General features: G+C 59.1%; 10 protein-coding genes. 5 read left to right on the top strand and 5 right to left on the bottom strand.

Features of this window, described 5'->3' with window-relative positions; all coding sequences use genetic code 11:
• Positions 1-38 precede the first annotated feature (38 nt).
• Together AAE029_RS22690 and AAE029_RS22685 are read left to right on the top strand one after the other, a co-directional pair.
• Positions 39-1,808, top strand: coding sequence for a glucan ABC transporter ATP-binding protein/ permease (locus tag AAE029_RS22690; protein ID WP_371075156.1), 1,770 nt, complete (start codon positions 39-41; stop codon positions 1,806-1,808).
• A 161-nt stretch (positions 1,809-1,969) separates the two neighbouring features.
• Positions 1,970-2,356: a VOC family protein gene (locus AAE029_RS22685; protein ID WP_371075155.1), complete on the top strand. Its 387-nt coding sequence runs from the start codon at positions 1,970-1,972 to the stop codon at positions 2,354-2,356.
• Between the two features lie 102 nt (positions 2,357-2,458).
• Here the strand turns inward: AAE029_RS22685 and AAE029_RS22680 are convergent, their stop codons facing one another.
• The 5 genes from AAE029_RS22680 to AAE029_RS22660 form a co-directional block, all read right to left on the bottom strand.
• Positions 2,459-3,691, bottom strand: coding sequence for an OpgC family protein (locus tag AAE029_RS22680; RefSeq protein WP_371075154.1), 1,233 nt, complete (start codon positions 3,689-3,691; stop codon positions 2,459-2,461).
• Positions 3,692-3,789: 98 nt separating this feature from the next.
• Positions 3,790-12,294: a GH36-type glycosyl hydrolase domain-containing protein gene (locus AAE029_RS22675; protein ID WP_371075153.1), complete on the bottom strand. Its 8,505-nt coding sequence runs from the start codon at positions 12,292-12,294 to the stop codon at positions 3,790-3,792.
• A 367-nt stretch (positions 12,295-12,661) separates the two neighbouring features.
• Positions 12,662-12,829, bottom strand: coding sequence for a DUF1328 domain-containing protein (locus tag AAE029_RS22670; RefSeq protein WP_371075152.1), 168 nt, complete (start codon positions 12,827-12,829; stop codon positions 12,662-12,664).
• Positions 12,830-13,365: 536 nt separating this feature from the next.
• A complete protein-coding gene (locus AAE029_RS22665; RefSeq protein ID WP_371075151.1) occupies positions 13,366-13,554 on the bottom strand; it encodes a hypothetical protein in 189 nt (62 codons plus the stop codon).
• Positions 13,555-13,968: 414 nt separating this feature from the next.
• The gene (locus AAE029_RS22660; RefSeq protein ID WP_371075150.1) at positions 13,969-14,271 is read right to left on the bottom strand and encodes a helix-turn-helix domain-containing protein; all 303 of its coding nucleotides are present in this window, start codon (positions 14,269-14,271) and stop codon (positions 13,969-13,971) included.
• Positions 14,272-14,306: 35 nt separating this feature from the next.
• On the opposite strand from AAE029_RS22660, the gene AAE029_RS22655 reads away from it, so the two are divergent.
• The 3 genes from AAE029_RS22655 to secD all read left to right on the top strand — a co-directional run bounded on the left by AAE029_RS22655 (position 14,307) and on the right by secD (position 19,243).
• Positions 14,307-16,169 carry a cation:proton antiporter gene (locus AAE029_RS22655; RefSeq protein WP_371075149.1) on the top strand — a complete coding sequence of 621 codons (1,863 nt, stop codon included), beginning with the start codon at positions 14,307-14,309 and terminating at the stop codon, positions 16,167-16,169.
• Between the two features lie 15 nt (positions 16,170-16,184).
• Positions 16,185-16,604: a hypothetical protein gene (locus AAE029_RS22650; protein WP_371075148.1), complete on the top strand. Its 420-nt coding sequence runs from the start codon at positions 16,185-16,187 to the stop codon at positions 16,602-16,604.
• 86 nt (positions 16,605-16,690) lie between these two features.
• Positions 16,691-19,243, top strand: coding sequence for a protein translocase subunit SecD (gene secD, locus AAE029_RS22645; protein WP_371075147.1), 2,553 nt, complete (start codon positions 16,691-16,693; stop codon positions 19,241-19,243).
• The last annotated feature ends 55 nt before the right edge of the window (positions 19,244-19,298 follow it).

Genomic DNA, 19,298 nt, shown 5'->3' with positions numbered 1-19,298 from the left:
ATCATCCCATTCTGCGTAAGTGCACAAGAGGTATCGAAGTGTCGCTTCTCAAAGTTTATGCAAGAGCCCTGAGGTATCTTGCAGTGTACCGACTGCGGGTTTCCCTGGTCGTAATTGCGAACATCGTTCTCGCTGTGATTACAATCGCCGAGCCGATCCTGTTCGGCCGGATCATTGATGCCATTTCCTCCAAAGGCGATGTCAAGTCCATCCTGCTGATGTGGGCTGGTTTCGCGGTGTTCAATACAGTGGCTTTCGTCCTCGTCTCGCGAGAGGCCGACCGTCTGGCGCATGGCCGCCGTGCGACGCTTCTGACCGAGGCCTTCGGCCGGATCATTTCGATGCCGCTCGCTTGGCATCACCAGCGCGGTACGTCTAACGCGCTTCATACGCTGCTGCGCGCCTGCGAATCGCTTTTCGGGCTCTGGCTCGAATTCATGCGCAATCACCTTTCGACAGCTGTCGCTCTCGTTCTGCTGGTGCCGACGGCAATGTCAATGGATTTTCGTCTTTCGGCGGTACTCATCGTGCTCGGCGCGCTGTACTGGCTGATCGGCCGCGTCGTCATGAGCCGTACAAAGGACGGTCAGGCATCGGTGGAAAATCACTATCATACGGTCTTCTCCCACGTTAGTGACTCGATCAGTAACGTTTCAGTGTTGCACAGCTATAACCGCATCGAAGCCGAGACGAAGACTCTGAAGTCCTTCGCGGACCGTCTGCTTGCCGCCCAGTATCCGGTGCTGGACTGGTGGGCGCTCGCAAGTGCGCTCAACCGCATGGCATCGACGATTGCCATGATGATCATTCTCGTCATCGGCACGTTGTTCGTCCAATCCGGAAGCTTGCGCGTCGGCGATGTGATTGCCTTCATCGGCTTTGCCAACCTGCTGATCGCCCGTCTCGACCAGATGCGCAATTTCGCGACCCAGATCTTCGAAGCTCGCTCCAAACTCGAAGACTTCTATACGCTTGAGGATTCCGTCCGCGATCGCGAGGAGCCCGCTGGTCTTGCCGAGATCAAGGACGTCAAGGGTGCGGTGGAATTCCGCAACGTATCCTTCGGCTTTGCCAATACGTCCCAGGGCCTGCACGATGTCTCCTTCTCGGTTCAAGCCGGACAGACCGTCGCTATCGTCGGTCCGACGGGTGCGGGCAAGACGACGCTCGTCAACCTGCTGCAGCGTGTCTATGACCCGCAGCACGGCCAGATCATGGTGGACGGAGCCGACATCACCAAGGTTACCCGCAAGTCGTTGCGGCGTCATATCGCCACCGTCTTCCAGGATGCGGGTCTGCTAAACCGCTCGATCAAGGACAATATCCACCTCGGACGCGAAGATGCGACGGAGGAGGAGATGATCCGGGCGGCCGAGGCCGCTGCTGCCAGCGACTTCATCGAAAACCGTGAGGATCGGTACGATACGACTGTCGGTGAACGCGGCAACAAGCTCTCCGGTGGTGAGCGTCAGCGCATCGCAATCGCTCGCGCCATTCTGAAGGACGCGCCGATCCTGGTTCTTGACGAAGCCACCAGCGCGCTCGATGTCGAAACGGAAGCGCGCGTGAAGAGTGCGATCGACAACCTGCGCCAGAATCGTACGACCTTCATCATCGCTCACCGTCTGTCGACCGTCAGGGAAGCTGATATCGTGCTCTTCCTCGAGAACGGCCGGGTGATCGAAAAGGGTGGGTTCAACGAGCTCAGCCAGAGCAATGGTCGCTTTGCCGCCCTGCTGCGCGCCAGCGGTATTCTGACGGATGACGAGGTCCGCAGGGCTCACACGGCTGGCAACGAAGCGGCGTAACTTGCTTCATTTCCTTTGGACAAAGGCCGGGGCGGCAGTGCCCCGGCCTTTTGCTTTTCCGCGCTTCGGCTCTGAATCAAATAGCTAGAGCCCACCTTTCGGTGCCCCGCTCTTGGTGCAATAACGGCTTTGCCGGATACTGTCCAAATGGAGGATTTGCGATGAAGGTCTTGCGCATCGTCACCAATATCCAAACCGGGGATGTGGCAGCCGCCAGGCGCTTTTACCATGACATCCTCGGCCTTGATCTTCTGATGGATCTCGGCTGGATCACGACTTATGGATCGAAGGCGGAGATGCGTGTTCAGGTGAGCTTTGCTTCCGAAGGCGGCTCCGGCACTCCGGTTCCCGATCTATCGATAGAGGTCGATGATCTCGCGGTCGCGCTTGCGAAGATGCAGGAGGCAGGCGTCCCGATAGAATATGGTCCAGCGGACGAGCCTTGGGGAGTTCGCCGTTTCTACGTGCGGGACCCTTTCGGAAAGCTCGTCAACATTCTCAGCCACATGAACGCCACGCGGCCGTCGGGGGAGCCAAGGACGCCCTAAACTCCTTTTAGAGCGTTTTCGTGGAAACGCAGAACCGCTCTGACCATTTGTTTTTACGCAACTCCGAACGGAAGACCGCTTCGCACTTTTCCTGGAATTGCTCTAACGACTGTCACGATCCATCCGTTTGTGATCATTCACGCGAATGGGGACCGCAACGGCGTCGGCGGGCGTGCCAAACCGAGGTTTGCCGCGGCTCTGCAGGCGTTTCTGCTCCAGATAACTGGCGTAGATGAACTGAGCCAGGATGCCGATCAGGACGTAGAGTGGACCAATGATATGATCTCTGTTGGTGATATAGAGAATGACCTGGCCGGCCATCGCGAGGATGGTACCGGCGACGAAGATGTTTAGGGAATGGCGCCCCAGAATCGTCAGCGGATGATCCGTCGGGCGGCGGCACCAGCGCGAAATAGCCGGTATATTGAGGACCAGATAGGCGAGCGCAAGCACGTGCAGCAGCCGCGGCAGCGACAGGAACGTCTTGTCGAAACCCGTCACCACGGTAGGCAGACCCAGCGCGGCGAGCGTATTTCCGACATCCCAAAGCTGGGCCGTGACCCAGATGAACGAAAACACGACATAGGTAACTGCAAGTACGAAGAGAATGGGATGCTGCGGCAGCTTCCCACCGTTACGCACATGCATGGTCGCGACGATGCCGATCACGAAGAGAAACTGCCAGGAGAGCGGATTAAGGAACCAGTAGCCTTCCAGCAGCATGTTGTGCGGCGCAATTTGATAGATGCCGGCAAATAGCCATACCGTCCCCGAAACGGTCAGCGCCAGGAAAGGGCTGAGCGCTGCCAGGTACAGGATGAGCGGCACCATCAGCATGAGCGCACCGTACATCGGCAATATATTGTTGTAGCCGATCTGATGACCCAGCAGCAGTAGCGCCGGAATGCCATCCTTGAGATTGGTGAGGACCGCAAGAATATTGATCTCACAAAGCAGCCCTGGCCGGTGAAACAGCCACGCGCTGCAGATGAAGAGCGCCAGCGTCATGAAGGTGGTGATCATGTGAGCGAGATAAAGCGTGAATGCCCGCTTCACTGCCTTGCGAGCCTGGGAAAGCCGCTTTCCCAGTCGAAAATGCGCTCCATAGGAGAGCCCTACAGCAATTCCCGAAATCAGCACGAAACCTTCGGCTGCATCCGAGAAGCCAAAATTACGCGTCGTCAGGTACTCGAAAATCTGGCCCGGAACATGATTGATGAAGATTGTGATCAAAGCCAAACCACGCAGGACATCCAGGCGCGTATCGCGTCTCTGCGGGGCGGTCGTTATGGTGCCGCCCTGTGAGACAGCAGAATAACCCGTCGTGCCAGCCATGTATTATGTCTCCGTTCAGTCGTGCAAAACGCGGCTGCGGTCAAAAGGTTCGCTTTTGGCCGCAGCAATCGGAGCAACTCCGGGAGGAGATGATTTCGCTATCCGATCGGATAGCCTTCATCAGAATCTGTGATCGTCGTGCCGTTTATCGAAAGATCATAGCCGGCGATATGGGACCGTTTTGAGACCGAAATGCGGTATTTCTTGCCCGCCAAATCAAGTTCGGTTGAATACCCGTCCCAGTCCCCCGGCAGGGCTGGACGCACGTAAAGCCGGCCGTTCCTGACACGGATGCCGAGAATGCCTTCGATGGCGGCGCGGTAGAGCCAGCCGGCCGAGCCCGTATACCATGTCCAGCCGCCACGACCGGTGAGCGCGCCTTCGCCGTAGACGTCCGCGGCGACCACGTAGGGTTCGACGCGATAAGTCTCCGCTGCAGCGCGGTCGTGCGCATGATTGATCGGGTTGAGGATTTCGAAACACCGCCACGCATCGTCGCCGCGCTGCATCTCGGCCAGCGCCAGGACGACCCAGGTTGCCGCATGCGTATATTGTCCGCCGTTTTCACGCACACCCGGCGGATAGGCCTTGATATAGCCAGGGTCCTTTCTCGATTTCGCGAAAGGCGGCGTGAAGAGGCGGATGATGCGGGCGTTCTCGTCAACAAGCTCCTTGAGAACCGCGTTCATCGCCATGTCTGCATGTGCCGGATCACCCTGGCCGGACAGCACGCTCCAGGATTGCGCGATGGAATCGATCCGGCATTCCGAGCTCTCCTGAGAGCCGAGCGGGCTGCCGTCGTCGAAATATCCGCGCCGGTAATAGGCACCATCCCAGCCAGCGGTCTCTAAGGCCTTCTTCAATCCCGGGAGATGCTTGGACCAGCGCTTGACCCGAGCTTCGTCGCCGCGTTCGCGGGCATAGGGAATGAAGGCAGTCAGGGTCGAGGCGAGCAGCCAGCCGAGCCAGGTGCTCGTGCCGCGGCCGTTGATACCGACGCGGTTCATGCCGTCGTTCCAATCGCCGCCGAGCATCAGTGGCAGACCGTTTTCTCCCGTGCGCTCGATTGCGAGATCGAGAGCGAGCGCCGCATGCTCGTAAATGCTGACCTTCTCTGCCGAAATTTCCGGCTTGAAAAAGGCGTCGTGCTGACCGGGCAGAAGGGCCGCACCCTCTATGATGGCGACCCGTTCGTCGAGCAGCGTCCTGTCACCGGTTGCCGTGCAATACTGGTCGACCGCATAGGCAAGCCATACGACATCGTCTGAAATTCGCGTACGGACGCCTGCGCCGGTGCCGGGCAGCCACCAGTGCTGGACATCCCCTTCCCGGAACTGTCGCGACGCCGCGTTCAGGATCTGTCGACGGGCCAGCGACGGTTCGTGCAGCAGGAAGGCAAGCGTATCCTGTAGCTGGTCACGGAAGCCGAAGGCGCCGCTTGCCTGATAGAAGGCTGAACGCGCCATGATACGGCATCCGAGGCTCTGGTAGGGCAGCCAGGTATTGACCATATGGTTGAGCGCCTGATTCGGCGTCGAGATCTGCAGCCGACCGGTGAAGCCTTCCCAGAAGGCGCTGTTGGCATGGAGGATCCTGTCGAAATCATCCTTGCGAATATCGGTCAGCAATGCCCGGGCTTCTTCCTGCGATCCGGCATCGCCGAGGAAGAAGCAGATATCCCGCTCTTGCCCGGGTTCAATGACGACATCGGTCGCGAGTGCTGCGCAGGGATCGCCATCCAGTTCCACGGAACCGGAAAGGGTGGTCGTGGATACGACCGCGCGCGGCAATTGCACCGTACCGAAGCGACCAATGAATTCCCGCCGGCTGGCCGTAAAGCTCGAAAGAGCCTCGGAGGCGGCAAAGAATGCGACGCGATCGGAATAGTCGATGCTGTACGGGTTGCTTGCAAGCAGAGCGTCCGTCTCTTCATCCCGCAATGGGAGAATGAAGGGTAGGGTGCGCTGTGGGTTATTGCCCAGGATCCATTCCACATAACCGTAGACACGCAACCGCCGCGTCGCAGGTCCATTGTTGCGGATCCGCAAACGCTGAAGCTTGACCGGACGTTCGCGATCCACGGTCTGCGTCAGTTCCAGCGCAAGATTGTCGTGAATGCTGGAGAAGACGGAATAGCCAAGTCCGTGGCGGGCTTCGAATCGGACGTCGGGATGGCGGGAAAGCGCGGCAAAGGGCGTGGCCACCAGACCGCTATCGAGATCCGCCACATAGATCGCCTCGCCGGGCCTGTTGATGACCGGATCATTTGTCCAGGCAGTCAACTGATAGTCGCGCGAATTGCGGCTCCAGGTATATCCAGCCCCTTCGGCCGAAACGTGGAAGCCGAAGGTTTCATTGGAAATTACGTTGATCCAGGGGTGCGGCGTCGCCTGCCCGCCGAAGAGGCGGACCACATATTCCCGGCCATCCTTTGAGAAACCGCCGTAGCCATTCCAGAAATCGAGATCGCCCGCTTCCTCGAAGGGGGTCTCGTAGAAAACGGGCTTTTCGGGATGCAGCGGCACCTGCCGCCGCTCTCCGTTCTGTTCGGCCTGCTTCGATGAGCCGAAGAGGGTGACCGCCCGATTGATCTGGTCAACGATCTTCCCATTGCGTGCATGGAAGATGACACGGGAGACCGCAACCAGCGCCTGGTAGGTCGAGTTCTCCATCAGGTCCTTGCGAACCGCGAAGACGTGCTGGCGCAGTCCGTCCGCCTGGCTGATCCGACGCAGGTTTTCGCACATCGCATCAAGCGCATGCTGCAGGTCCTGCGCGTAGGAGGACGCCCGCTCGTTCAGGATGACGACATCGGCCATGACGCCGCGTGAGCGGAGATACTGCTGTGCACTTAACGCCTCCTTGGCAATTTCGATGTCCAGGTCGTCGTTGATACGCAGTGTGAAGATCGGGAAATCGCCAGAAATCGCCAGTGGCCATAGGGCCGATTGCGACTGCAATCCGGACTGCACCGTCGCGGCATCCGCCCGAAGATGCATGTCGGGATAGACGAGATAGCGTCCGAGATGCTGGAAGGCTGCTGCCTGCTGTGAGGTGACGCCGACATGGCGCATCTGGACCTGGGTGCGTGTCCAGGCATGCACCAGTTCATGGCTGAAGGCGTCCGGATGACGGTAGCGATTGACTGCCTTGTCCATCTCTTCCCGGTTCGGGGCTGCGATCGTCCAGAAGATCACGCTGACCTTCTTTCCGGCGGGCACGCGAACCGTCCGGCGGAGGGAAAGAATCGGGTCGAGCGTAAATCCATCCGTGCCGGAAAGCGTTGCGCCGGGATCGAAGGCGGCGGCTTCCGCAAGGCTGCGGCCACGGCCGAGGAACCTGCGGCGATCGGTTTCGAATTCCGTGGGTCGGTCCGGTCCGGCATTATCCACGACAAGATGGGCAACGCACATGTCCGGTTCGTTCGGATCGCGCTTGTTGCGCTCCGCGCGAATGACGTCGCCGCGGCGTCCAATCTCCGTCTTAACGAACATACGGGCGAAGGCCGGATGCGCATTGTCGACGTCATCGGTTGCAATCACGGGCTCCAGATAGGATGTCACCTCGATGAAACGATCTTCGGTGCCCATGTTGAGCAAGGTAAGACGCCGTGCTTCCGCATCATGCTCACTTGCGACGATGCATTCGACCTCGCTCGTAAGGTCTCCGACGATCTTGGTGAACTCGGCCTTGTCATCACTGAAGGCGACCTTGACCTTCTCCCCTTCGACGCCACGGGGCTCGGTCGTTGCTGACCACCATTGCCCGGTAGCAATATCGCGCAGGAAGATGAAGGTGCCCCAGCGGTCCTCGGTCGGGTCGGGTTTCCAGCGTGAGACGGACTGGCCGTTCCAGCGGGAATAGCCTGCACCGGTCGCCGTCAGCATGATCGAATAGTGACCGTTGGAAAGGAAAACCAGCTCGCGATCGCGTGACGCCGGATCGCTGATCTTGCGGACTTCCGGACGCAGGAGATCGTCCTGGATACTCGCCGGAGCATCGGATTCGTGCTTGGCGCTGACGACCGGGATATCGCGCGGTGCCTTCTCCTGCAGCAGCAGTTCGGCCGCTTCGATCACGGGATCGGAATGGAAAAGCTCCCGCAGATGTCCGTTGAAGGCAACGTTGGCGACCGCGGCAATCGACATGCCGTGATGGTGTGCATAGTAATTATGGACGATCGCACATTTCTTGCCTTCCGGCACGCGCGTCGGCGTGAAATCCACCGCATCGTGGTAGCCGTACATTCCCAGTGCGCCGACCTTTCGCAGGCGCTGGAGATTTTCCAGCGCTGCTTCCGGTTCATATTGGCTTGCCAGAAGAGATGCGTAGGGGGCGATAACGGCATTTTGCCCGAGTCCACGCTTCAGGCCGAGCGATGGCACGCCGAAGTTCGTGTATTGATAGTTGAGCTGATGATCGCGGGCATTGAACGCAGCTTCGGAAATGCCCCACGGGATGCCGCCGAGGCGGCGGGCATAGTTCATCTGCTCCTTCACGACGAGATTGTTCGTCTGGTTCAGGATCCCACCGGTGCGCTCCTGCATGACGAGCGGCGGCATCAGATATTCGAACATCGAACCCGACCAGGAGAGCAGTGCGCCACGCGAGCCGACGGGGACCACCTGACGTCCGAGACGATACCAGTGCTCGGTCGGAAGATCGCCCTTGGCGATGGCAAAGAGGCTGGTCAGGCGAGCTTCCGATGCCAGAAGATCGTAGCAGGCCTGGTCCAGCTCGCCGCTGTCCACGCGATAGCCGATCGACAGGAGGCGCCTTTCAGGGCGGAACAGGAAGCCGAAATCCATCGAGAAGGCGATGTCGCGAGCACGGTCGCGAAGCGCGATCAGACGCTGACGCAGCGCATCGATATTTCCGAGATCAAAGACGCTGTCGGCGATGTGCGCCTCGCAGACCTTGACGAGCGATTCGGCCCAGCGGGTCACTTCACTGCTCTGCGTAGACTTCACTTCATGGTCGAGGTTGGTGGCGAGTTTCTGAATGTCGCGCGCAAGGACGGAAAGGTTGATGATCCGGATCGATGCGAATTCGTGCTCGCGCTTGACTGCGGCGAGCGCATTGCGGAAGCCCAGAATGCGTTCCTCGAGACGACGACGCAGCGGCCGCACGGTTTTGCGATCGTCCGGCAAGGCATCAAGCGTTTCCTCCAGAATGCCGGCCGTGTCGCCCACGCCGTCGAGGCTTCCCTGCATATGCGCGGAAGGCGCTTCCGCCCAGTTGCGGCAGGCAGAGGAAACGGCGATCAAATGGCCAGCGAGATTGCCGCTGTCGACGGCCGATACATAGCGAGGACCCAGGGGAGCCAGCGTGTCCGTATGATACCAGTTCAGCAGGTGGCCGCGGAATTTCTCCATTCGGTCGACGGTCGCGATCGTCTGTTCGAGACGTTCGATGGTTTGCTCGAAACCGATCCAGCCGAATTGGCGTGCCGAGACGACGGAGAGGAGATAGACGCCGACATTGGTCGGCGAGGTTCGGGCGGCGACCGTAAGATGCGGCGTTTCCTGTATATTGTCTGGTGGCAGGAAGTTCTGCTTTTCGACAACGAATACCTCGAAATAGCGCCAGGTCCGTCGCGCGATCTTGCGTAGTTCTTCCGAGACGCTGTCGGGTACGGCCAGCCGGTCTTCGGTTTCGGCAGACTGGCTCACATACCATGCGACCGCTGGTGAGAGAATCCAGAGGATCGCGAAGGGAATGCCGATGAGGAAAGCATTGTCGCCGGGCAGTGCGGCGAAGATGAGAGCCAGAATGGCGAGCACGGGTGCATGCCACATCAGGCGATAATAGCCGAGCACCGTCGTCTGGGCGTTTGCCTGGACACTTGCCGCTGTGCGCCACTGCAGCATCAGCTTGCCGCTGACGAGCAGGCGGTAAAGCGACCGGCCGATGGCATCGGCCATCATATAGGCCGAATCGGCAATGAAGACGATCCGTAGAGCGACCTGAGCGTTTGCAGCGCGGATATCTGACCAGACGGTATGAAGATGCGCACGGGGGACGATATCGCTCGTGCGGGGCACGATACCGGAGATGAGCGACAGGGTTGGTGCCACGAAAAGGCAGAAGATCAACAGAATCTGCCAGACGAGCGCTCCGAGCGGGCCCATGAAATACCAGCCGAGCACCGAGGCGAAGAACCAGGCGATCGGCGTCAGCGAGCGGCGCAGGTTGTCGAACATCTTCCAGCGGCCGAGGCCGGTCACACCGCGCCGCGGGTCGAGGATGTAGGGAAGAAGCTGCCAGTCGCCACGCGCCCAGCGATGCTGACGCGACGTCTCGACTTCGTAGCGGATCGGGAAATCCTCAACGAGCTCCACATCCGTGACGAGCGCACAGCGCGCCATCGAGCCTTCGAGAAGATCATGGCTCAGGACGGAATTCTCCTCGATCCGTCCCTTCAGCGAACTTTCGAAGGCATCGACGTGATAGAGGCCCTTGCCGGTGAAGGTGCCTTCGCCAGCCAGATCCTGGTAGACGTCGGATACGGTGAAGACGTAAGGGTCCAGACCGCGATTGATGGAAAAGACGCGCTGGAAGACCGAAGCATCCTTGCCAGTCGTCAGCGACGGCGTGACGCGCGGCTGCAGTACTCCATAGCCGCTCTCGACACGTCCGCTGTCGGGGTTCAGAACCGGTCGATTGATGGGGTGATAGAGCTTACCGACCAGCTTCGTGACGGTATCGCGCATCAGACGCGTATCGGAATCGAGCGTCATGATATATTGGATATTCGCCGGGACGGCATTGGCGCCCGGCAGGAATGTCGTGTCGCGGTCGCCGCGCAGCAGCATGTTGAGTTCATGCAGCTTGCCGCGCTTGCGCTCCCAGCCCATCCAGACACCCTCGGATGGATTGTAAAGCCGCCGGCGGTGCAGCAGGTAGAAGCGTGTCTTGCCGTCATAGGCGTAGCGTGTGGAAAGCGCTGCGATTTCGCGCCGCGCATAATCCAACACTTCGAGATCGGTCTCGCTTTCCTCGATGTTGCTATCCGGCCAGTCGCTGAGCAAGGCAAAACAGATCTCACCACGCGGATTGGCGAGGTAATGAACCTCGAGATTGCGGACGAGTTCGTCGACGCTGTCGCGGTTCCCGATCAGGCAGGGAACCACCAGCAGCGTGCGGGCATCTTCCGGAATACCTTCCTTGAATTCGTATCCGACCAGCCGTGCCGGCGTGACGAAGAATGTCATCAGCGTGTTAAAGAGGCCCGTCGCACCTTCCGACGCCGGAAGCGAAAACATGATGAGCAGGATTGTGATTTCCGTGGACGCCATTCCGGCATCGGCCATGAAGGATCCGACGACCGCAAGCGCAAGGATCGTCAAAAGGACGACAGGAGCTGCGATCGCGAGCCAGTTGAGCTTTCGGATCATCCGGACTGCGGACTGCACGAAGGTCGGGCGGTATCTGATCGCGCCTTCGAGCCTCTCCCGATAATTGCCGACAAAATAGCCGCCGACATTGGGCTCATGGACTTGCGGTTCTCCGGACCGCTTTGCGGCCTCGGTCATGTCGATGGCGATCTGAGCCACTTCCATTTCGGTCCTTTCGGACCTCTTGGCCAGCTTCTCGATCTGCTTGCGGTAGCTGTTGCGCGAACCGGCGTCGAGCTCGCCATAGTCCGTTTCGTCCCACAGCAGCTTGTCGACATGGCTGACCTGTTCGACCCAGACGGACCATTCGGTGTCGTCGATCTCGCGCAGGCCCCGGATAATGTTTCCCATTGTCACATTGCCGGAGGATAGTCGATTATGCTCCGCCGTCGTCACCGACTCGGCATCGGTCCCTGCCCGCTCCAGGTGCTCATCCAGCCAGGAAATGGCGAGAGCGGATGTCTGCGAGCCATCGCGCAGACGATAGAGAAATTGCGTGGCGAACGTATTGTCGCTGGCTTGGGATTCCAGGGTTTTCAGATATTCGGTGGCCCTGGTCGGATCCTCGAAACGTATCAGTTGGTCGGCGGCTTCGTTCGCCTTGCGGCGCATCCATCGGCTACGCTCGACCCGGCTCGAGATGCGGCGCAGATTCTCTACGAGGACGTAGCGCACCAGCGAAGGAAGCGCCCAAAGTTCGCCGATCTGCAGTGTCTCATAGCTCTGGAAGCCGTCGACGAGCGCCGTCAGGCTGTCGTGGGAGACGGTGCTGTGGGTATGAGCGACATAGAGCCAGGCGAGAATCAAGGTACGGGGTACGGTCAGCCCCTGAATCTCGACCGTCGGCAGCTCGCGATAGAAGTGCCGCGGGAAGTCGCGCCTTACCTCCTGAATCGCCTCTTCGACGATGTAATGGTTGTCGAGCAGCCATTCGGCGGCGGGCGTAATCGTCTCTCCCGCTTCGACGTCGGTTGCCGTCGACCGATAGACACGCAGGATCTCTTTCTCGTTTTCCCGGTGACGCGCAAAGAAATCGAAAGGCTTGAAAGCGGGAAGCGTTTTCACTTCGCCGCGCGCGACTGCCGCACCAATCGCTTTCAAATCTTCGATGCTCAGGTAGGTCGAACGGATCGAATCGTTGTGATCGATCTGTTTGGCTTCAGGATCGCGCGAAGGAGAGGTCGTGATAAGATCTTGCAGTGCCATAGGGTTCGGTTCTGGATCCAAATGGAGTTATGAGCTTTCGCCGTCTATTGCATCGCTCATCATGACTGTTAGATGAACAAACCCTTCTCACCCATTGCGAAGGCTTGAATGGTAATGTGGACGGCGGACAAAACTGGCAGATAGCCTGAATTCTCGGTGCCTCAGCCGGGTTCATGGCGTTTTCTGGGCCACCACCCTCCAAGGTCATGCCGAAAATTTGGGCACTATCAGCATAATTCAAGTCAAGGTCTTAGGAGGCAAATGTAACAGACGGGAAGCGTCGGGTCGATGTCGATGGATGGCCGCAAAGAGAGATCGGAAATAGGAAACGGCGGTCCCAGGGGCCGCCGTCGATATGCTTTTTATGTTACCCTGTTCGCCGCAACAGGCGTGCGACAAGCGAGACCACGAACAGGATCAGGAATAGGAAGAAGAGAACCTGTGCGATCGAGGCTGAGGCACCCGCTATGCCGCCAAATCCGAAGACGCCGGCAATGAGCGCCACAATAAGAAATACAAGAGCATAGTAAAGCATGGCGATCTCCTTGGTCGTTACTGATGGGCTAACCCCACGACCGCGAATTAGTTCCGGGGAGAGGCCGGAAACTTCACTTTCACTAGAAAAGCACGCTGCATAGGATTAACCTATGGCTCTGGACTCGCGATTAACACAAGCGCCCATCCGGGCCGATTTACAAGGTCGGCTACCGATTGCTTCACTTCTGAGAGCAAGTTTGAAAGAGAGTCAGCCTCAGCTGAAAACACCGCATATGAGGGCGACCACGAAAAGAAACGCCGCAGTAAAGAGCGCCGCATGGGTAAACCACTGTATTCGGTGGCGCCATCCAAATTGTGCCATCGGTTTAAACCGGTTGCCGGATACGGAACCACTCAGATGAGTATTCGAAATACCCTGATTTGCCATCCGTTGCCTCCGTTCATTCTGGTGTGGCGCCCCACAAGGGAAGCGAACCCCATCAGTACATATACTCTATTAAGTAGGTAGAGATAAAATTTCTTCCAGAACGCTTAGGAGAGAAAATTCAACCCGCCCTTAATTGTTCCGGAATGTCAGCACAGGATTCGCCATGCCCAGATGAGGGGTCGCTCCGTTCTGCCGTCGCGGGGAAGTGATGCTTCCCTTGATACGAGCAACCGGCGATTTTTCTCTTCCACGGCCTTTGTGCTGGTAGCGACGGCTTCTTCTGCCGGTGCAGGCGGATGAAGATAGCCCATGGTCATGCCACCGAGAAAAAACATCCTTAACCTCCATGATCACGAAAGCTAACCGTCGTTAATAATATGATGACAGATCAGATGTTGCTGTCAATAGTCTATCTCTTTAGTCGTCTTTTAAGGATTCCTTAACTACGGGCGACCGCGACGGCTACGCATTCGCCGGACCTGACCTGTTGTCTCGGCGTGAAACAGGGGCGGTGGATATTAACGGTCGTTTGTCTATCGCAAGTTATTGAAATGGAATGTTTGCGTAGCGCTGGTCACAAAGAGCCGCTGTCGGGAAACCCAATTTCGGCGGCGGGAGATCCGGTCGGCGGATCGTTCGACATGAGGCCGGATCTCCTCCTTAATAATGCAGGCGTGCGGCGCTGGCGATCAGAACCGCTTCCGGCCCTTTTTGTTTTATGCAATTCCCGGAAAAGCGCTCGCACTCTTTTATAGCGTTTCCTTTGCCCAAACGCCCCAGCCTAGCCCTTCGAGCTCCACGAAGGCGACGCCGCCGTTCTCGAAAGCGAGGCGCAACTGGGCTTCGGTGGCGCGATGAATATCGCGGTGTCGTCCTTCATAGTCGCGGATCGTGCTGCGCGAGATGGCAGCCTTGTCAGCGAGATCCGATTGCGTCCAGTCCAGGAGACCGCGTGCGGCCCGACAGAGCGCCGGGGTCAGAATCATAACCTTATTGCCTTGACCCATGATCGAGAACTGCCCATATTGGTCAATATCAATCATATATGTCATGACTTAAATGGAATTACCAGCCGGGGAAAAACGATATGCCGCACGATACGCCTTTGATCTCCACGATCGTTGCAGGTCTCGTGCTGGCCTTCATCCTCGGTGCGATCGCCAACCGTCTTCGGCTGCCGCCGCTGGTCGGCTATCTCGTCGCCGGCATTCTTGCCGGGCCGCATACGCCCGGTTTCGTTGCGGATCAGAGCCTTGCCCCCGAACTTGCTGAAATCGGCGTCATTTTGCTGATGTTCGGCGTCGGCCTACACTTTTCCCTGAAGGATCTGCTGTCCGTACGTGGCATCGCCGTCCCGGGAGCGATCGCGCAGATCGGTTTCGCCACGTTGCTCGGCTGGGCGCTCGGCGCATTCATGGACTGGCCTCTCGGGGGCAGCCTTGTCTTCGGATTGGCGCTTTCGGTTGCCTCCACCGTGGTACTGCTGAAAGCGCTGCAGGAGCGGCGTCTCATTGAAACGGAACGTGGCAAGATAGCCGTTGGGTGGCTGATCGTCGAAGACCTTGCCATGGTCCTGGCGCTGGTGCTCATCCCTGCTGCTGCAAGCATCGGCGATGGACACGGTACGGTCGAGCCGTTGTCTGCAGAGCTCAGCCGGCTCCTTGGTCTCGATCTGGGGATCACCGGCATCATCGCGATGACGCTGCTGAAAGTCGTTGCCTTTGTCGGACTGATGCTGGTGTTCGGCAGGCGGCTCATTCCCTGGACGCTGCACCGAATTGCCCATACGGGCTCGCGCGAGCTGTTCCGCCTTGGTGTCCTGGCGATCGCCCTCGGTGTGGCCTTCGGAGCGGCGAAGCTGTTCGGAGTATCGCTGGCGCTCGGCGCATTCTTTGCCGGCATGATCCTTTCGGAAAGCGAGCTCAGCCATCGCGCCGCGCAGGAAAGCCTGCCTTTGCGCGATGCTTTCGCCGTCCTCTTCTTCGTTTCCGTCGGCATGCTGTTCGATCCGGCGATCCTGATCCGAAATCCGCTGCCGGTCCTTGCGACCGTCTTCATCATTATCGTCGGCAAATCGGTCGCCGCCTTTCTGATCGTGCTCGCCTTCCGCAAATCGATCGGCACCGCGCTAATGATCTCCGCGAGCCTTGCGCAGATCGGCGAATTTTCCTTCATCCTTGCCACTCTCGGTGTTGCTCTTGGGCTATTGCCGGACGAGGGACGCGACTTCATCCTCGCTGGCGCACTCATCTCCATCATTCTCAATCCCGTGGTATTCATCATCTGTGAGCACTTGAAACCGCTGCTCGAAACAAGGCGCGAAGAGGCCGCCCATACAGGCGTCGAGCCGGGAGCCGCGGCAGAGCCGGTTCCTGCAAGCGCCGATGACACATCTGGCGGAGCTCCGCTCGATGCGACGGCATCTACGGAGGACGAAGTATATCCGACGTCACTTAGCGGCCACGTCGTCCTTGTCGGATATGGCCGTGTCGGCAGCATTGTCGGACAGAATCTGAAATCATCGGGCACGCCTTTCCTCGTCATCGAGGATTCCGACAAGCGCGTTGCCGAGCTCAAAGCGCAGGGCATCGAGGCGATCATCGGCAATGCCGCCTCGGCGGAGGTTCTTTCCTTTGCCAATCTCACTGGCGCCCGGAGCCTGGTCATCGCCATTCCGAATGCTTTCGAGGCATGCCGCGTGGCACAACAGGCGCGCGAGGCCAATGCCTCGATCCTGATCGTCGCACGAGCCCATTCGGATGCTGAGGTCGAGGAATTGAAACAGTACGGGGCCGATACGGTGATCATGGGCGAGCGTGAAATCGCCCTCGGCATGGTTGACCGGCTCGCTCAAGTGCATCATGAAGGCGCGCACTATGAAGACGAAGATCAGCCTGTTAGAATGCTTCAGGCTGCATCTGGTCCGGACGGAGAGCCGGCCGAGAAATAAGAGAAGTTAGCGCCTGTGACATCAAACGAGACCTGGATGGTCGAAGACGACGAGACGAACGCGGATGTGCGCGGCTTTGGCGGCCGTGTGCTAGCTTCCATCGTCATCGCCATCGTGGCCTATTTCGGTCTCCTCTTCGGCGGCAACGTCTCCATTGGTCCGACAAGCTCTCTGAATTCCTTTTCCGCCGGCAAGGAATCGCAGCCGCTTCATGTAACAGCGCGCGATGCGGTGCGTGGCATTCTCGTCCCGGACAGGAAGCTCCTTGCAAAGGCAGGCGGCCACGATCCGTCGTCGGCAGCACTTCCGCCTCTGCCTGCCGTATCGGATCTGCCGCGAGCATCCGCTCCGCATGCCGACATGACCGTTGTTCCCATACAGGCTTCGGTGTCGTACGGCTATCGGCCGCGTGGCCCGCCGCCGGAATTTGCCTGATTTCCGATCGCTTTCAGAAAATCGACGACAGCCCTCAGCGAAAACTATCGGCCGCTGATCAGAGCGTCTTGAAGGAAAACTAAGCAATGCGCACTTCACCATGGCTGGTGGCCACCTATACGGTGATCATCCTCCTCGGCATATTAATCGCCCTTCCCAACGTCCTGCCTCAGTCGACGCTGCAGCGTTTGCCGGCGTGGCTTCCGCACAATCAGGTATCCCTTGGTCTCGACCTGCGCGGCGGATCGCATCTCGTCCTTGAAGTCGACGAGTCCGACCTTGTGAAGGAGCGCCTGCAATCGCTGCTCCAGGACGCCCGACGCGTTCTTCGTGAAAAGAATATTCAGACGCGATTGGTCGCCCGAAATCAGGATCAGATCGTCGTGACGCTGGCCGATCCATCGCAGCGCGATGACGCGATCGCCCAGCTCAAGACGCTCGCCAACCCTGTCGGTATCGGTCTCAGCGCCGGCCAGTCGGATCTCAGCGTCACGGCAAGCGGCAACAGTAATATCAATATGAGCTTCTCGCAGGCAGGCATTGCCAACAATGTCAATTCCGCCGTCGAGCAGAGCCTGGAAGTCATCCGTCAGCGCGTCGACCAGGTCGGTGTTGCGGAGCCGACCATTCAGCGCATCGGCAGTAACCGTATTCTGGTCCAGCTCCCGGGTGCACAGGATCCCAGCCGTCTGCGCGAATTGCTCGGCTCAACCGCGAAGATGAGCTTCCATCTTCTCTCGCCCAACAATGCGCCCGGTCCCGGCGTCACGATGCTGAAGGACGACGAGGGCAATACCTTCCCCGTCGAAGATCGCGTCGAGCTCTCGGGCGATCGCCTTTCGGACGCCCGCGTCAGCTTCGATCCCAATACGCACGAACCCGTCGTCACCTTCCGCTTCGATAGTGCCGGTGCGGCCCGTTTCGCTGAAATCACGCGGCAGAATGTCGGCAATCCCTTTGCCATCGTGCTGGATGACAAGGTGCTGAGCGCACCGGTCATTCGCGAACCGATCACCGGCGGTTCGGGCCAGATTTCCGGCAATTTCAACGCCGAAAGCGCAACGACGCTCGCCGCCATGCTGCGTGCCGGCGCGCTGCCGGCAAAGCTTACCGTTATTGAAGAGCGGACCGTCGGTGCCGACCTTGGCGGCGACGCCATCCGTAGCGGCGTCTATACCGGCCTGTTGGGCTTCGTCTTCGTCGCTGCCTTCATCCTTCTGCTCTATGGTCCCTGGGGTCTCCTTGCCAATGCCGCGCTCGCCCTCAACGTTATCCTGACCTTCGCGGGCCTGACGCTGATCGGCGCGACGCTGACGCTTCCGGGTATCGCGGGCGTCGTTCTCGGCATCGGCCTTGCGGTCGACGCGAACGTTCTCATCAACGAGCGCATTCGTGAGGAAACCCGTAAGGGCCGCGGTGCCTTCGCCGCCATCGATGCGGGCTTCAACCGCGCCTATTCGACCATCGTCGACGGCAACATGACGGCGCTCATCGCCGCTGCCATCCTCTTCTGGTTCGGTTCCGGACCAGTTCGTGGCTTCGCGGTCACCATGGGCCTCGGCATCATGATTTCGATGTTCACGGCGGTTGCGATCGTGCGTGTGGTCATGATCTCAATTGCCCGTCGTCGCAAGATGAAGACGATCGAGATCAAGCCGCTCCTGCCGATAAAGCTCATTCCGGACGGAACACAGATCCACTTCATGAAGGCCCGCTTCATCGGTGTTACCGTCTCGGCAATCCTTTCGATTGCCTCGATCATCCTGTTCATCACGCCCGGCCTCAATTACGGCGTTGATTTCCGCGGCGGCATCCAAATGTCAGTCAAGACATCGCAGGCGGCCGACCTCCCCAAATTCCGGGAAGGCCTGAACAGTCTCGATCTCGGCGAGGTGGCGCTGCAATCCTTCGGCGATGCCAACCACCTGCTCGTGCGGGCGCAGCGTCAGCCGGGTGGCGAAGAGGCGCAGACGGCGGCCGTCACCAAGCTGAAGGCCGAGGTCGCCAAGATCGACCCGACGGCGACGGTCGAGGGTACCGACGTGATCGGACCGAAGGTCAGCGGTGAGCTGGCGGTGGCCGGTATTCTCTCGGTCGTGCTCGCAAGCCTTGCGATGCTCGTCTATATCTGGGTGCGGTTCGAATGGCCGTTCGCGGTCGGCGCCATCGTCACCCTAATCCTTGACGTGACCAAGGCGGTTGGCTTCTTTGCGCTGACCGGCCTCGACTTCAACCTGACGGCCATCGCAGCACTTCTGACCCTGGTCGGCTATTCGGTGAACGACAAGGTGGTCGTCTACGACCGCATGCGCGAGAACATGCGGCTCTATAAATCGATGCCGTTGCGCGAGATCATCGACAAGTCGATCAACGAGACGCTGGCGCGAAGCCTCTATACCGGCGCGACCGCCTTCCTGTGCATGCTGCCCATGGCCATCTGGGGCGGCAGTGCGGTGGAAAGCTTCGCCATTCCGATGGTTTTCGGTATCTGCGTGGCCGCGGTTTCCTCGGTCTTCATCGCTGCGCCGATCCTGCTCTTCCTTGGCGACTGGCGGCGTCGCCATCGGGGCGCGGTCGCAGCCGCCGAAGCCGAAAAGGCTGCATCGGAGAGCAAGGGGCCGAAGACACTCGCATCTTGAGACGAGATCTTTTCACAGAAGATATGAAAGCGCCCGGAGAAATCCGGGCGCTTTT

The organism is Sinorhizobium sp. CB7, from assembly GCF_041357635.1.
Classification (GTDB): domain Bacteria; phylum Pseudomonadota; class Alphaproteobacteria; order Rhizobiales; family Rhizobiaceae; genus Rhizobium.
Note: the sequence above shows the minus strand (reverse complement) of the source record. Positions and strands in the feature narration are given on the sequence as shown.

Excerpts from the sequence above, each read along its gene's own strand:
- AAE029_RS22685 (WP_371075155.1), top strand. The coding sequence starts at position 1,970 with ATGAAGGTCTTGCGCATCGTCACCAATATCCAAACCGGGGATGTGGCA.
- AAE029_RS22680 (WP_371075154.1), bottom strand. The coding sequence starts at position 3,691 with ATGGCTGGCACGACGGGTTATTCTGCTGTCTCACAGGGCGGCACCATA.
- AAE029_RS22675 (WP_371075153.1), bottom strand. The coding sequence starts at position 12,294 with ATGGCACTGCAAGATCTTATCACGACCTCTCCTTCGCGCGATCCTGAA.
- AAE029_RS22670 (WP_371075152.1), bottom strand. The coding sequence starts at position 12,829 with ATGCTTTACTATGCTCTTGTATTTCTTATTGTGGCGCTCATTGCCGGC.
- AAE029_RS22665 (WP_371075151.1), bottom strand. The coding sequence starts at position 13,554 with ATGTTTTTTCTCGGTGGCATGACCATGGGCTATCTTCATCCGCCTGCA.
- AAE029_RS22660 (WP_371075150.1), bottom strand. The coding sequence starts at position 14,271 with ATGACATATATGATTGATATTGACCAATATGGGCAGTTCTCGATCATG.
- AAE029_RS22655 (WP_371075149.1), top strand. The coding sequence starts at position 14,307 with ATGCCGCACGATACGCCTTTGATCTCCACGATCGTTGCAGGTCTCGTG.
- secD (WP_371075147.1), top strand. The coding sequence starts at position 16,691 with ATGCGCACTTCACCATGGCTGGTGGCCACCTATACGGTGATCATCCTC.